This window comes from Rhizobium sp. BR 249, assembly GCF_047445895.1.
Lineage (GTDB): Bacteria > Pseudomonadota > Alphaproteobacteria > Rhizobiales > Rhizobiaceae > Rhizobium.
Window position 1 is genome coordinate 61,117 of the sequence record NZ_JARWKX010000009.1, and the last position, 14,008, is coordinate 75,124.

A 14,008-nucleotide genomic window follows, 5' to 3' on the forward strand; every position below is an offset into this window, starting at 1 on the left:
CCGCGTGAGGGAGTGAGCCATGCTGTTGAAGATTTCCTATGAGGACGGCAGCGGACGGGAGGTGATCCCGCTCTCCTCGAATGAGACCTATTTTGTCGGCGAGAGCAGCACGCTTTCGCTGCCCGCCGGCGCCGGTGTCGTGCGTCTGCGCGGCAGCCATGTTTCCTCGCCGCAATTCGTGCTGCGGAAATCCGGCCAGGGCTGGTCGGTGCAGCATCATGGCCGCAATCCGACGCGGGTTGACGACCAGCCGCTCAGGGCCGGCACGCCGGTCGCGGTATCGGCCGGCATGTCGATCTGGGTGCCGAATGTCACGATCGAACTCGTCGAGCCGGCTGCGGCACCCGAAGCGGTGACGCAGTTTCCCGATCAGGAACGCGTGCTCGCCCTGCAGATGGAAATTCACGAGCGCCTGCTGAAGGACACGCAATACGACCGGCTGGTGAAATCCTCCGATTTCGGCCGGGAGGAGACGCGAAGCCGCATTCGCGAACGCCTGGACATGTTCATCAAGGAAGCACTGGACAGCGCGCCCCAGGACCTCGTCGTCCTCGTCATCAGGAACGCCGTCTATCGCTGGCTTGCCAAACGCATCGCCCGCACGACGCGGCGCGACGCCTCGTCGAATGCGGCAGCGCTGATCCGCGAGGAGCAGGACAATCGCCGCCTCTTCGATGTCGGCAAAGCGCTGATCTCGGCCTTGCAGCTCAAGCTCAATTTCGAGTCCACCCGCTCGGACTTCGCCCAGCTCGACACGCGTTTCAGCGCTGCCTTTCAGGCCAGGCAGGCGCTTTTCAACGCCGGCGACCGTTACGAGATCGCCCATACGCACCTGCGCTCCAATATCGAGGAGCTGATGTACCGCTGGGGCACGATCTCCGAACTCATGGATCTCGACGTCATCTCGGAAATCATGGTGACGCGTTATGACGAGATCTACGTCGAGAAATTCGGCCTGCTGGAGCGCTATCCCTTCGCCTTCGCCAACGAGCGGCAACTGATGAAGGTGATCGAGCGCATCGCCGTCGATTCCAACCGCTCGATCAACGAGAGCGAGGCGATGGCCGACTTCCGCATGCCTGACGGCTCGCGCGTCAACGCCGTCATTCCGCCGCTGGCGGTCAGAGGCGCCTGCCTCACCATCCGCAAATTCGGCGGCAAGTCGCGGCTCGATATCAGCAAGCTCGTTACGGCAGGTGCGCTCAGCGAGCCGATGCGCGCCTTCCTGGAGGCGGCCGTGCGCGCCCGCAAGAACATCGTCGTTTCTGGCGGCACCGGTTCCGGCAAGACGACGCTCTTGAACAGCCTGTCGCAGTTCATCCCTGTCGGCGAGCGCGTCGTCGCCGTCGAAGACACGTCCGAACTGCAGCTTGACGGCATCCATGTCGTCTATCTGCAATCGCGGCCGAAGACGGCGGAGTCCGAGACGAGCGTTACCATCCGCGACCTCGTGCGCAACGCGCTGCGCATGCGTCCCGACCGCATCATCGTCGGCGAGTGCCGCGGCGCGGAGGCGATCGACATGCTGCAGGCGATGAACACCGGCCATGCCGGCTCGATGACGACGGCGCACGCCAACACGCCGCAGGACATGATGACCCGCCTGGAGGTGATGGTGCTGCAGGGCCAGAGCTCGTTGCCCGTCATGGCGATCCGCCAGCAGATCGTCGCCGCCGTCGAACTCGTCGTGCAGCTCAACCGCCTGGAGAACGGCCGGCGCGCCGTGACCGAGATATCGGAGGTGATCGGCATCGATCCTGATACCGGCCTCGTCATCGTCGAGCCGATCTTCAATCTCGTCGGCCGCGCCGGCGGACAGGCGGTGCATGCCTTCACCGGCTATCTGCCGACTTTCGTCGCGGAACTCGTCGAATTCGGCGAGGACGGCGAGATCAAGAAACTCGATATGTTCGTCTAGGGCGGCTCAGGTTTTCGCGGAATCTTTTGTTTTTAGGGGGAAGCCATGGATATCAGCATTCTGCAGATCTTTACGGTCGCCCTCGGCGCGGTGACGGCGGGGCTGCTCGTCTGGGGAGCGCCGGTGCGCTGGCCGGCGCCACTTCTGCGCGCGACCGAACGAGATATCGCGCTCGCCAGCGAAGCGGCGCAGGTATTCGGGCGCGATGCCGTTCCGCCCTATACGATGATCCTTGCCTACGGCATCACGGCGATCGTCGTCTTCGCGATCATCTCGCTGATCTTCGGGCCGATCTTCGGCATCGTCGTCGCGATCCCGGTCGCCTTCTTCCTGCCCAAGGCGATGATCCGCTATTTCCTGCAGCGCCGCTGGCTGCAGATCGAATCCCAGCTGCCCTATGCGGTCGACCAGATCGTCTCGGCGGTGCGCACCGGCAAACCGCTCGCCGTCGCCGTCAATGCGGTCGCCGATACCGGCCAGATGCCGGCCTCGCGCGAATTCGAGCGCATCGCCCGCGAGCAGAAGCTCGGCATCGGCCTGGTCGAGGCGCTGGATCGCCACGGCCGCAACGTGCCGAGCCTGCATTTCAAGATGGTCGATGCCGCGCTTGGGCTCTTTGCCCGCCAGGGCGGCGACATTTCCGAGCCGCTGACGGAAATGTCGAAATCGTTCAAGGAAATCTGGAAGCTCGACCAGAAGATCACGACCTCTTCGTCGCAGGCGCGCATGAACTTCCGCGTCGTCAACGGCGGCGCGCTCTTCATGATCCTGATGATCTTCTTCGGCCAGCCGGAGTTGATCGACAAGGTGTTCGGCAACGCCATCGGCATCGTCATCGCGATCGTCGGCGCCATTCTCTATGCCACCGGCTTTTTCTGGATGCGCTCGATGATGAAGGTGTCGGTATGATGTCGCAAATTCCTCTTGGCCCCATCGCCATCGTTTTTGCCGGCATTACGGCGGCACTCTTCGTCTGGTGGCTCGGCGATCTGCTCGGCAGCATCCAGGTCGTACGCCGCAGCGCGGGCGGCGATGGCCCGCCGCCGAATATCGTCGACAGCATCGGCATGCGCACGCCTGTTGAATTCGTGCTGAGGCATTTCGAGCCGGTGCTCGCCGATTTCGGCGCGCAGCTCGAACAGAAACTGATCTATGGCGGCCGGCCTTTCGGCGGCGTGACGGGGCGGGAATATATCGCGCTCCTCGTCGTCCTGAGCCTCTTCGGCTTCGTCCTGCTCGGCCTGCTGTTCGGCATTGCGAGCGGCAGCGTGATCGGCGGGCTTGCTGCCGGCCTGATCCTCGGCTTCATCCCTGCCATCTATTTCTGGGTCGTCGCCGACGACAAGATGCAGGACCGCAAGGAACGCATCTCGCGCGAATTTCCCTATTTCCTCGATCTTGTCGTCATGACGCAGCAGGCGCAGGCTACCCTGCCGGAAAGCCTGAGGCTCTACGCCGAGGCTGCCCCCGGCACCGTGATGAGCGAGGAAATCGAACAGACGCTGAAGGACGTGGCGCTCGGCACCGGCATGATCGAGGCGCTGCAACGCCTGGAGGCCCGCATGACCGCCGAGGAGGTGGTGCGTGTCATCCGCGCCGTGATCCAGGGTGAGGTCGAGGGCAGCAACCGTGTCGAGCTGTTGCGCGAACACGCGCGCGACCTGCGATTCCGTCGCTGGGAGAAGGCGGACAGGGCCAGTGAAAAGCTGAAAGCCAAGATCGTCATGCCGGCGATGATGATCGTCGTCGCGATCCTTCTCCTGGTGCTGGCGCCGGCAATTGTCGAGATGATGTCGAGTGGGATGTTCTGATCATGGTCTTTTCCTTCTTTCGCGGAAACAAACCAAGCCTTCTGCAGACCGGCCCTGGCGGCCAGAGCCGCAGTCACGTGCTCGACCGGCCGGAAATGTCGATCGGCCGGGCCGGCAATGCCGATATCGTCGTCGACGATCCCTTTCTGGCGCCGATCCATGCGCGCATCGAACGGCAGAGCGACGGCGGCTTCATCATACGCCGGATGGGACTGAACCCGATCATGCTGCGCGGCGAGGCGCTGCTGCAGACCGCTTCGCTGAAAACCGGCGACAGCTTCCGTCTCGGCAAGGATGTCGAATTCCAGTTTCTGGAGAAGGCGCCCGCCAAGGAGGCGCCGAAGAAGGAGGCGGCCAAGACAACCGACGGCAAGCCGAAGAAGCCGCTGCTCAAGCAGCCGGCCTTCCTCGCCGGCATGGGCGTCGCCTATCTCGCCATCGTCGGCATCGTCGCCTACGTGATCCTCTCCGATAGCGGCAGCGCGGACGGCGGCCCGACTGCTGAGCGCATCCACGCGGAAGCCACCCGCATCCCGACATGCATCAAGAACGCCCGGCGCATGCGCCAGGTTTCCGAGCAGAGCTTCAACGGCGCGGTCGGCGGCCGTGTCGGCCGCGACGGCGATGCGACCTATGCCGCCCTTTCGCTGGCAACCGAACCCGCCGACGACGCCGCGCTGGCAAAGGCCGCCGAACCGATCGTCGAGGCCTATAAACGCACGGCGCTGGCAGCCCTCGCCTCGGAAACCCGCGGCAACAACACGCTGGCGCAGAGCCTCTACCAGCAGACCTACGACCTCGTGCCCGACATCAACTGCCCCGCCGCGCGTTTCGCGCTGCAGCGGCGGGCGGCGGTGAAGCCGCCGGCGCGGCGGTGATGCTGGTTCTACGCGTTGTTTGCTGGCAAACAGGCTTGCTCGTCATCGGGCGGACGAGCCGGTGGCGATATTACGGACCTGCCGGAATGCGGGCGATGACCTTTATCTCGAAGTCGAAGCCGGCGAGCCAGTTTACGCCAAGCGCAGTCCAGTTCGGATAGGGCGGCTTGCTGAAAATCTCCTGCTTGACCGCCAGGATGGTTCCGAACTGCTTTTCGGGATCGGTGTGGAAGCTGGTGACATCGACGATATCATCGACCGTGCAGCCCGCTGCGCTCAGCGTGGCCTTCAGATTTTCAAAGGCGAGCCGTACCTGGCGTTCGAAATCCGGTTCCGGCGTTCCGTCGGAGCGGCTGCCGACTTGTCCTGATACGAACAGCAAGTCACCGGATCGGATCGCGGCGGAATAGCTGTGCTCCTCGTAAAGGGCGTGCCTGCCGGCAGGAAAGATTGCTTCGCGTTGGGGCATTCTGATCTCCCTTTGTTGTTGGTGACGGCAGATGAGAGCGGAGTCGTGCTTCACAAGCTCGCTCTTCATTTGATATACGGTACGTATGTGAAATAATGACATACGCTTCATATGTCAAGTTCATATACGTTCCGTATGTGAATTGGAGGTTCGAATGGCGAAAACACGCAGCGAAACGATGCAGGAAAACCGCGCCAAATTGATAGCGGCGGCGCGCAAGGCTTTTGCCGAAAAAGGGTACGCCTCGGCGTCGATGGACGAGCTGACGGCGGACGCCGGCCTGACACGCGGGGCGCTTTACCACAATTTCGGAGACAAGCGCGGGCTCCTGGCGGCGGTCGTCGACCAGATCGACACCGAAATGGCGGCGCGCGCCAAAGAGATCGGAGCCCGGGCTGATAGCGATTGGCAGGGCCTGCTCGCAGAGGGTGCGGCCTATATCGAGATGGCGCTCAATCCGGAAGTCCAGCGCATCGTTCTGCTCGACGGGCCTGCGGTATTGGGTGACCCCTCGCAGTGGCCGAGCCAGAACAATTGTCTACAGGTGACCAAAAGCGCTGTGGAGCGGCTCATCGCACGAGGCATCCTCAAGCCGCTTGACGCGGAGGCGGCGGCCCGGCTGCTCAGCGGGGCGGCCCTCAATGCCGCTCTCTGGATTGCCGCGAGCGAAAACCCGCAAAGCGTATTGCCGAAGGCGGTCGAGGCCTTTCAAGCCTTGGCTGCTGGTCTTCTTGCGGAGCGTTTCGGAATACGGACACCTAAGCAGCGCCGACTACATGAACCAAGAGGTTGAGGCCATTAAAGCCTAGCCCTTTGAATTGTGAGCGCGATTTCCGCAAGCGTCCCAAGCGCCAAAGCTATTGCTATAACGTACACGCCCTGATCAATTGCCTCGCCTGTAGTGGTATTGCCCAAGTAGCGGGGGACGAAGACTTCAGGCGGTCCAATAAATCCGGCTGCGATTGCAAATGCAACACCGACCCTGAATACGGCAAATATTAACGTGAGAATCGCAGCATAACGAGTTGCGTGTGAGAAAAACAACGTGGCCCCCAAATATTTATACCAATACCTGTCGCATTGATCTCAGAAAATCGCAACTGGACATGGTTGCTCGCTCACCGCAATTCCGCGGTAATCCGGAAGATGCCCCCCGCCGACGCATCCGAGCAGACCACGAAGGTCGAACCCTCCTGCGCCATGAAGGCGACGTTGCCGCCGGCTTCGCAGGGGGTGGCGCTCCATTGCAGGATGATGTCGCCGTTATCCGGGAGCTTTTCCGTCGGGATTTTCGCCGCACTTGCCATCCATTCCGTCGCCGACGGCAGGTGGACGGGTGCGTTCAGTTGCTTCGACAGCCAGGCGGTATAGTTCTGCGCCACGGCGAGCGGCACGTCGTCGGCCGGCTGCTGCGGATTGTCGGCATAGGCCTGGGCGGCGGCGGGGTCGGAGTTGGCGGTGTAATATTCCGCCATCTCGGCGCGGGTGACGGCTCTCGTCTGCATGCAGAAGGACTTTTCCACCTTAACTGCGCCGTTGGCAACGCCGAGCATGCCGCCAAGCTCCTGCAAGGAGGAGGTCATCAGCCTGACATTGTCGAGAGGATAGTTTCCCGCCGGGACGGTCTCAAAGGCAAGCTTCGGCGAAACGGGGCAGAAGCCCCGCGCCGACAATGCTTCGAGATCGGCAAGGATCGGCTGATAGGCTGCGATGGCGAGCTTGTAGGCCTCGGCGGTGTAGCGGCCATCGGCCTCACCGAGCTTCGGCTGGATTGCGGTGAGCGTGGGATCGGCCGCGCCGGCGCGGGTCTCGATCGAGGCATAGAGGTCGGCGACCTTCTGCTTCAGCGCCGTCGCCTCGTCCTTGGCCGCCATGACATCGGCGATCAGCGCGTCGAACAGCTTGGCCGCATCGCCATAGCCTGCCATGGCCGCCGGCATCTGCCATTGCTCGCCCTTGGTCTTGGCGTCCGCCATCAGCCCGTTCGCCTTGGTAAAGTCGGGGCTGTCGCCGGCGCCGACGCGGTTGGCGGTGTCGCGCTTGGCCGCCGCGTCCTTTTCCGCTGCCGTGAGCGCGTTGAGCGCCTTGGCGAGGTCGTCGAAACCAGTCTTGGCTGCGTCGTAGCCGCCGACGGCGCCGTGCATCTGCTGGGCGGCCGCGCTGTCGGCGGCGGCCTTCATTTTCGTGTCGGCTTCGGCAAAAGCCGGAGCCTTGTCGCCGCCTGCGGCGGACGCTGCGGCTTTCGCCTTTTCGGCGTTTTCCTTCGCAATGGCGATCAGCGCCTTGCCGAGGCTGATGGCGGCTTTCTGGTAGCCCGGAAGCGCTTGTTCATAGTCTTCGTCCTTCAGCAGCGCATCGGCAGATGTCAGCGCCGTCGCGCCCGTGTCGTAGGAAAGCTTCGCCTCGTCACTGGCCGGACGCTCCGGCGCCTTGGCGGCGATTGCCTTCTCCTTGCGGCTTTCGGCCTCCTTCTTCCAGGTGCCGACATCGGCGACGAGTTTCGGGTCCGGCGCCAGCAGTTTCGGGATGGTGACGACGCCGACTCCGATGCAGATCAGCACCAATGCGCCGATCATCGCGAGCTTGGCAGGCGTCCACTTTTTCGGCTTCGGCGCTTCCGGCTGCTGCGGCATGCCGCCGCGCGGATCCCATGTCATTGCCTGCAGGCCAGTCGTCACACGGGTATATTCGCCGAGCGCATCGGCGCCCATGCGCGGGCGGGCGGCGGGGTCGCGGCTCAGCATCCTTTCGATCAGGCTGGCAAGCCCTTCGGGGAAGCCGGGGATCAGCACGTCGAGGCGTGGGAAGATGTTGGATGGGTCGAGATGGATATTCTTCCAGCTCTGCTCGCGCTGGTGTTCGTCCTCCCAGACCATGACGCTGTCGAAGACGCTGGCATAGGTCTGGCGCGGCAGGAAGAGCTTGTAGGCGATCATGCCCATCGCATAGATATCGAGTGCCGCGGAGGCGGAGAAGGTGCCGCTCGCATAGATCTCCGGCGCGCCGAATTCCGGAACGTAGGGCGGGATGATGTGCTCGCCGATCTTGGAAATCAGGTGCAGGTTGCCGATCCTAACCGAGAGGCCGGAATAATCCTCCGAAACGTAGATGCACTGGTCCGTCAGCGCATTGTGGGCGTAGCCGGCACCATGCAGCGTCGCCAGCCCCTCCAGGATGTGGCGGCCGATTTCGACGGCGCGGTCATGTGCCACCATTTCCACTTCGTCGAGATACTGGTGCAGCGTCTTCGACGGCCGCTTTTCGACGATGTAGAAATTGTCGTCTTCCGGGGATGGCGGGATGAGGTCCTCGATTTCGACGAAACGCCGCGCGGTCAGCGATTTCGCCTCGTTGACCGAGGTCCAGACACGCTCGAAACGGGCCTTGTCCAGTTTCAGCGCCACATCGGGCGCGACGATGAAGACCGAACGGTCCATTCGCTTATCCTCGGCGGGATAGACGATGAACTCGTTCTCATAGACCGGCTCGCCGATCGTGTAGCGGGCGATCAGATCACTTCTCATGCACTTGTCCCCCTGCGATCATCTTATGTCTGAAACGATTGCTATTCGCCTGCCAGTAATGGATCGCCGATAAGGCCTGCAGCCAAGAGGAGGCCGGTCTTGGTATCCCGAAGCGCGAAGGCGAAGCGGGCATCGGCCATCACGCGTACGAGTTTCGGGTCGATGCTCCGCTCGGTTATCACGGCCGTTGCCGCCGCCGCTTCCGTGCCGTTTTCGTCGACCTTGATCATCGTCTTCTGCAGGACGCGTGACAAGCTGATGTTTTCCTTGGTAAACCCTGGAAAGGCCGCATCCTTGGCCTTTTCAGGCGCCAGTCCCATCGCATCGAGTACCGGCATCAAATCACGCCCATCGTTCAGCGAAAAGCGGGGAAGGAAGATTTCGCCCTTGCCGGGTTCGAATTTCTCTCCCTGAAGCCAGGAGGCAAGGGCCTTCAGGTCAGAACCGCCGACGCCCTTGCCGGAGCGCGCCGCGATCACGACCATGCGATAGGTCTCGCCCGCATAGGCAAGGTCGACGGCGGCGAAATTGTCGTCGAAGCGGAATTTCTGCCCGTCGCCGGCAAGATGCATCATCGGAACCGAGATCGTCGAACCATCAGGCCGCCGGAAGGGGGCCGCGGGGCTCTGAGCCTCGAAGGAAGTCTTCCAGCGGGCCTTGAAGGAGAGCGCGCCGAGGCTGATGAAGCCGCCGCCGGGCGGCGCATCGAGGATCGCTGGAATGGCGTCCCGCGTCGCCTGCCTGACCCAGCCATTGATGTGCTCGACGGATTTCGGTCCGTCGAGATCCTCGATCGAGGGCTTGATGCGGTGGCCGGCAAGCATGGAAAGCGCATCGGGGGCGAGCACCAGCTTGTCGTCGAAGACGATCGTGACCCCGGTCGCGAGCGGCGCATCCGCGGTGGGCGGCGTCTCGGAGGTCATCGCGTCGAGCACCTTCTCCGGTCCCTTCGCCGAACCGCCGAAGCCGAGGCCTTTGGCGATCGCCGCCTTGCCTTCCTCCGAGGCGCCGAGGCTCGCAAGACCAAGTGCTGCGGCAAGGCTTGCCGGCGAGACCATGATGTTTGCCGCCCCTTCCTTCGCCAGCGTGCGGTCGATCAGATCGGCGGCAAGCCCGGCCTGCGCGGCAAGGATCGTCTTGCTGTCAGAGGCCTCGCCGGCGTGCGCGGGTGCGAGTGCCATCAGGGAAGCGGCTAGAGCAATTCCAGCAAACGTGCGCAGCTCGAGCCCCGCCAGCAGGATGGATTTCGACATGGTTCGCTCCTCTGTTAGCGGATGCGATAGAATTTGGAATCGAACGACCATTTGCCCTGGGCGCCGGTCTCGTCGTCGCCGACGATCCTGAGGCTTCGGGCGAGGTCGTAGACATAGTTGAAGGCGGCGCGTTGGCCGACGAGCGGTGTCGGCACGTCGGGAAGGTCGAGCACTTCGATCGGCTTGTCGCTGAGAATGGCGACGACCATGCCGACGCCGGCCGGTCCCTCCACCTGATATTCGAAACCGATATAGGGGTTGCGCGCGTCGGGCACGACCACCGGCCTTGCCGGATCGAGCCGGTTGTCGCCGCCCTTGGCATTCGGCTTCAGGCCCATCGAGCGCTTGTTCGGGTAAAGCTGCGTCAGCTTGCCCGAGGCATCGATATCGACCAGGATCAGATAGCCGGCCTTCTTGGTGGAGACGCGCATCGCCACCTTGTCGCCGATGCTGACCGAGGTGCCGGGCAGCACGTCGACGGCAACGCCCGCCTCGTTGTCGGTCTTCAAAGTGTTTTCGACGGCGGCGACCGGCGTCTTTGCCTCCTCGCCGGTAACGACGTCGCGCCCGAGCGCATCCGGCAGGCCGTAAAATTGCGGCACCGGCGTGAAGCGGCAGTCCTCGGCATGCGCCCGGCAATATTCGTCGGATTTGCGCCTGACGTAGTCGAGCAGGGCCGCATTGCTGACATTCGGTTTGTCGGCGGCACGCGCGACGCCTTCCTGCACGCCCTCGATGAAGCGGCGGGTGAAGACGCCTGCCGGCGGCTTGGCTTCCCGGTCGACCAGCGCCCACTGCCCGGCATTGACGGCAGACCAGACCATCGCCGTTTCACCGCCGAAGGAGAATTTCGCTTCCTTGCCGGATTTGTTCGGCGGCTCGAGCGCCGCCAGCGCCGGGCCAAGGCAGCGCACGGAACCGCTGCCCGGCGCAGCCACCGCACTGCGGCTGCCGGGGCCGACATGGCAGGCGTCGATCAGCAGCGTGACGCGGCGGTCCTTGAGGCTATTCAGCCGGGCGGCGATTTCGGTCTCGCGGATCTGGTTGGTGACGGTGACCCTGCCGTTCTCGCGCACCAGCTTCGCATCGGCGGCAACCAGCGTCGGGCTCGTCGTTGCTTCCGCTCCCATTTCCTCCGAGCCTTGGCCGCTGAAATAGAGAAAAACGCGGCTTCCGGGCGTCGACTGGCGGACCAGCCAGTCGTCGATTTCGGCAAGGATCGCCTCGCGGCCTGCCTTGCGGTTGGTCAAAGTGTGGATCTGTTCCGGGCGATAGGAAAGCGTCTTGACGAGGAAGAGCTGCATTGCCTTCACGTCGGTCGCCGATCCCGTCAGCTTCGCCTCGCGCATCTCGTAATCGTCGATGCCGATCAGCAGGGCTCGGTCGCCGGGCGAGCTTTGGATCGCCGGCGTCTGGACAACGGGCGGCTGGACGGCGGGCGGCTGGACGGCGGGTTCGTCGGCGACGGGTTTTTCAGCGGGTGTTTCGGTCGTGCCGGCCGGCGCCGTATCACCGGCTGGCGGGGTGACGATGCCGAGGTTTGCCTCTTCCTGCCCGGACGGCTTCTGCTTCGTGGCCGCGCCGGCCGTTGTTGTCGAAGCGACCTGGTCGCCGGCAGCCGGCCCGTCGGCATCGGGCACGTCGCCATCCGTCTTGGCGGCGATCCAGCCCCGGAAGGCGGCAACGCGGGTATAGACGCCGTAATGTTCGGCCTCGGCGCAGCCGGCGCCCCAGCTGACGACGCCGAGCTGTATCCATTTCTTGTCCAGGCGCTGGGCGACCAGCGGACCGCCGCTGTCGCCCTGGCAGGCATCCCTGCCGCCTTCGGCGTAACCGGCGCAGACGTTGCGCTCGTCGATCGGGTTCATACGCATCGAGCTCTCGCGATAGGCAGCACGGCAGTCCTCGCGCGAGACGATCGGCAGCTCGACCTCCTGCAGCTCGGTCGGCAGGTATTTGTCGTCCCAGCCGTGATCGGCCTTGGTGTAGCCCCAGCCTGTGACGACGGCCGTGTGGCCGGCGGCTTCCACCTGTTCATCTCCAGCGGAGGCGAGAATTACGGGCTTGGAGACCGCGGGCTTGTTAAGCTTGATGAGAGCGATGTCGTTGGCGAAGACCTTGCGGTCGAAATCCTCGTGGATGATGACGTCTTCTACGCCAAGGCCCGGTTTGTCAGGCCCGTCGACGGATATCACCTTATCGATCTTCGATTTGCCTTCGACGATCAAGAGGTCGCGGGCGAAGAGATCCTGCTTGCCGGAGCGGCCGCTGGTGACGCAATGGGCGGCCGTCAAGATCCAGCGCGGTGCGATCAGCGAACCGCCGCAATGGCCGCCGAAGCGGCCGCGCTGTTCGGGATCGGGCGCCAGGATCTTCACCTGCCAGGGCCATTCGCCCTTCTTCGCCGCCTGGCCGCCGATGACGCGCCCGCCATCCTCGCCGGCGAAATCCGTATCCTGCTGCGCGAGCACCGGCGAGGCCAGAAGCAGAAGGACGGCCGCAATGTTGAGGACCCTGCTGATCGACGTGCTCATAGCTTGGCTCCGGCGGAGGTATAGAGGACTGTAAATCCGACGCGCGCGCCCTCGGGCAGGAATTCGCCGAGACGTTTGGCGATATTGCCGGCGGTGCGGCGCCTGTCGTTCTGTTTCAGGAATTCCACGAGGGCGGGCATCGGGGTTTCAGAGGTGACGGCGACGAGCAGGTCGGTGCCGAAGGGGGCGACGACGGAAAGATCGAGATCGAAAGTCGCGGACATCTCCGCATCGACCTCTCTCTCGCCGGGATAGAGGAACTGCACGGTTCCATCGCCGGTGATATCGAAGAGCACGAGCTTGCGGCCTGATAAATCCGAGATCGTGACGCCGACGCGTTCGCCGTCGCGATGGACGGCATCGGAAGGTGTGACGCGCACGGTCTGCGGGTTTGTCTCGGACAGTCGCTTCAGCGTGTCGAGCGCGGCCATCCGGTCGACGACGAAAGGCATGTCGCCTGCGCCGACGCCGGAAGCGACGATATCGCCGCCGGCAATCGCCTCACGTTTTTGGGGGTCGAAGACGAGGTCGGCATCCGCAGCATCAGCCAGCTTGAACGGCGTCAGGGCGGGCTCGATACCCTGCAGCGGCGCGTCGGAGCCAAGGGCGGCCACGCTGATCGGCGCGGGCTCGGTCGGCGGCGGGACGCTTGATTTTTCCGCCGCCGGCTGCGCCCCCGCCCCTTCGTAACGATAGACGACCACACGATCGAGATCGGTTCCGAGCGGGCTTTCGGTGAAGACGTTCTGCCGCTGGTCGGTGAATTGATAGACGGACTGGCGGACATATTCGAAGAGTTCGCGGCGGCTGACGGTGCCGTCGCCGTTGCGGTCGGCGGCTCCCTCGAAGGCGCGAGCGGTCGCATAGCTCAGCGCGCCGCGCTTCTGCGGAATGCCGGGAATTGATATTTCCGGCGATTTGGTCTTGTCGTCGACGGCGGCAAGGAAGGTCAGCCGTTGGTAATCGAAGCCGGTGGAGAGCGCATCCGCCGTGGTCGAAATCGGCGCGAGATCGTCCTCCTCGATCGTATAGGAAGGCGCCTGCCGCCAGGTGATCTCGGCGCCGCGGGAATCGACGTTACGGGTCATGCCGCCGGCATGGCAGGTATCGGCGATGAAGAGGACATCGGCGCCCTTGGACTCCAGCTTGTGGATCAGCACCTTGAATTCGTCGCCGAAGATGCGCTCGCGCGATCCCGGCAGTCGGGTGTCGAAGCCGGCAAGCACATAGACTTCGTCGCGGCCGCTCGGTTTCGAGCCCTTGACGCGTTCCGGCTCGCTCGACCCGTGGCCGGCGATGCCGAGCACGACGAGATCGCCCTCGCCCGCCCTTTCGGTGACGGATTCGATCGCACGGAAGATGCCCTCGCGATCGGCCGCGCCGTTTTTCAGGACCGTCATATCCTCGACGCCGACCGAGCGCAGCGACAGGGAAAGATCCTCGGCATCGGCGACAGCGCCGTGCAGCGGCGGAACGTTGCGATAGAGGTCGATGCCGATCAGCACAGCCCTGACCGTGCCGCGTGAGGAAGCTTCGATCGTCCTTGCCAAGCCATCGGTCGCGGTCATGGCAAGGAAGGCAAGTGCTGCGGCCATGGAACGGAATGCGGACATGGCCAAAC

10 protein-coding genes are annotated in these 14,008 nt (G+C 63.7%); 5 read left to right on the plus strand and 5 right to left on the minus strand.

Annotated features, from left to right (window positions below):
- Positions 1–19 precede the first annotated feature (19 nt).
- From QD408_RS10775 to QD408_RS10790, 4 genes are read left to right on the plus strand one after another with little or no spacing between them, the layout of a single operon-like run.
- On the plus strand, positions 20–1,918 hold the full coding sequence (locus QD408_RS10775; protein WP_414139294.1) for an ATPase, T2SS/T4P/T4SS family: 1,899 nt from the start codon (positions 20–22) through the stop codon (positions 1,916–1,918).
- Positions 1,919–1,963: 45 nt separating this feature from the next.
- Positions 1,964–2,827, plus strand: coding sequence for a type II secretion system F family protein (locus tag QD408_RS10780; RefSeq protein ID WP_088683592.1), 864 nt, complete (start codon positions 1,964–1,966; stop codon positions 2,825–2,827).
- A complete protein-coding gene (locus QD408_RS10785; protein WP_088683591.1) occupies positions 2,824–3,729 on the plus strand; it encodes a type II secretion system F family protein in 906 nt (301 codons plus the stop codon). Before QD408_RS10780 ends, QD408_RS10785 begins: the two co-directional genes overlap by 4 nt.
- Before the next feature lie 2 nt (positions 3,730–3,731).
- A complete protein-coding gene (locus tag QD408_RS10790) occupies positions 3,732–4,607 on the plus strand; it encodes an FHA domain-containing protein (RefSeq protein ID WP_414139295.1) in 876 nt (291 codons plus the stop codon).
- 70 nt (positions 4,608–4,677) lie between these two features.
- On the opposite strand, the gene QD408_RS10795 is transcribed toward QD408_RS10790, so the two are convergent.
- Positions 4,678–5,076: a RidA family protein gene (locus QD408_RS10795; protein WP_414139296.1), complete on the minus strand. Its 399-nt coding sequence runs from the start codon at positions 5,074–5,076 to the stop codon at positions 4,678–4,680.
- 154 nt (positions 5,077–5,230) lie between these two features.
- Here QD408_RS10795 and QD408_RS10800 point away from each other — a divergent pair, with 154 nt between their 5' ends.
- The gene (locus QD408_RS10800) at positions 5,231–5,869 is read left to right on the plus strand and encodes a TetR/AcrR family transcriptional regulator (RefSeq protein ID WP_414139297.1); all 639 of its coding nucleotides are present in this window, start codon (positions 5,231–5,233) and stop codon (positions 5,867–5,869) included.
- A 325-nt stretch (positions 5,870–6,194) separates the two neighbouring features.
- Here the strand turns inward: QD408_RS10800 and QD408_RS10805 are convergent, their stop codons facing one another.
- Genes QD408_RS10805 through QD408_RS10820 form a run of 4 tightly spaced genes read right to left on the minus strand, consistent with a single transcriptional unit; the run spans position 6,195 to position 14,000 of the window.
- Entirely contained in the window at positions 6,195–8,600 is a 2,406-nt protein-coding gene (locus QD408_RS10805; protein ID WP_414139298.1) for a protein kinase domain-containing protein, read from the minus strand.
- Between the two features lie 41 nt (positions 8,601–8,641).
- Positions 8,642–9,853 carry a serpin family protein gene (locus tag QD408_RS10810; RefSeq protein WP_414139299.1) on the minus strand — a complete coding sequence of 404 codons (1,212 nt, stop codon included), beginning with the start codon at positions 9,851–9,853 and terminating at the stop codon, positions 8,642–8,644.
- Positions 9,854–9,867: 14 nt separating this feature from the next.
- A complete protein-coding gene (locus QD408_RS10815) occupies positions 9,868–12,387 on the minus strand; it encodes a trypsin-like serine protease (protein ID WP_414139300.1) in 2,520 nt (839 codons plus the stop codon).
- Entirely contained in the window at positions 12,384–14,000 is a 1,617-nt protein-coding gene (locus QD408_RS10820; protein WP_414139301.1) for a caspase family protein, read from the minus strand. Before QD408_RS10820 ends, QD408_RS10815 begins: the two co-directional genes overlap by 4 nt.
- Between the last annotated feature and the right edge of the window lie 8 nt (positions 14,001–14,008).

What these genes read in the sequence shown, in the direction of transcription:
- QD408_RS10785 (WP_088683591.1), top strand. Translation starts at nt 2,824, where the DNA reads ATGATGTCGCAAATTCCTCTTGGCCCCATCGCCATCGTTTTTGCCGGC.
- QD408_RS10800 (WP_414139297.1), top strand. Translation starts at nt 5,231, where the DNA reads ATGGCGAAAACACGCAGCGAAACGATGCAGGAAAACCGCGCCAAATTG.
- QD408_RS10810 (WP_414139299.1), bottom strand. Translation starts at nt 9,853, where the DNA reads ATGTCGAAATCCATCCTGCTGGCGGGGCTCGAGCTGCGCACGTTTGCT.
- QD408_RS10790 (WP_414139295.1), top strand. Translation starts at nt 3,732, where the DNA reads ATGGTCTTTTCCTTCTTTCGCGGAAACAAACCAAGCCTTCTGCAGACC.
- QD408_RS10815 (WP_414139300.1), bottom strand. Translation starts at nt 12,387, where the DNA reads ATGAGCACGTCGATCAGCAGGGTCCTCAACATTGCGGCCGTCCTTCTG.
- QD408_RS10805 (WP_414139298.1), bottom strand. Translation starts at nt 8,600, where the DNA reads ATGAGAAGTGATCTGATCGCCCGCTACACGATCGGCGAGCCGGTCTAT.
- QD408_RS10795 (WP_414139296.1), bottom strand. Translation starts at nt 5,076, where the DNA reads ATGCCCCAACGCGAAGCAATCTTTCCTGCCGGCAGGCACGCCCTTTAC.
- QD408_RS10775 (WP_414139294.1), top strand. Translation starts at nt 20, where the DNA reads ATGCTGTTGAAGATTTCCTATGAGGACGGCAGCGGACGGGAGGTGATC.
- QD408_RS10820 (WP_414139301.1), bottom strand. Translation starts at nt 14,000, where the DNA reads ATGTCCGCATTCCGTTCCATGGCCGCAGCACTTGCCTTCCTTGCCATG.
- QD408_RS10780 (WP_088683592.1), top strand. Translation starts at nt 1,964, where the DNA reads ATGGATATCAGCATTCTGCAGATCTTTACGGTCGCCCTCGGCGCGGTG.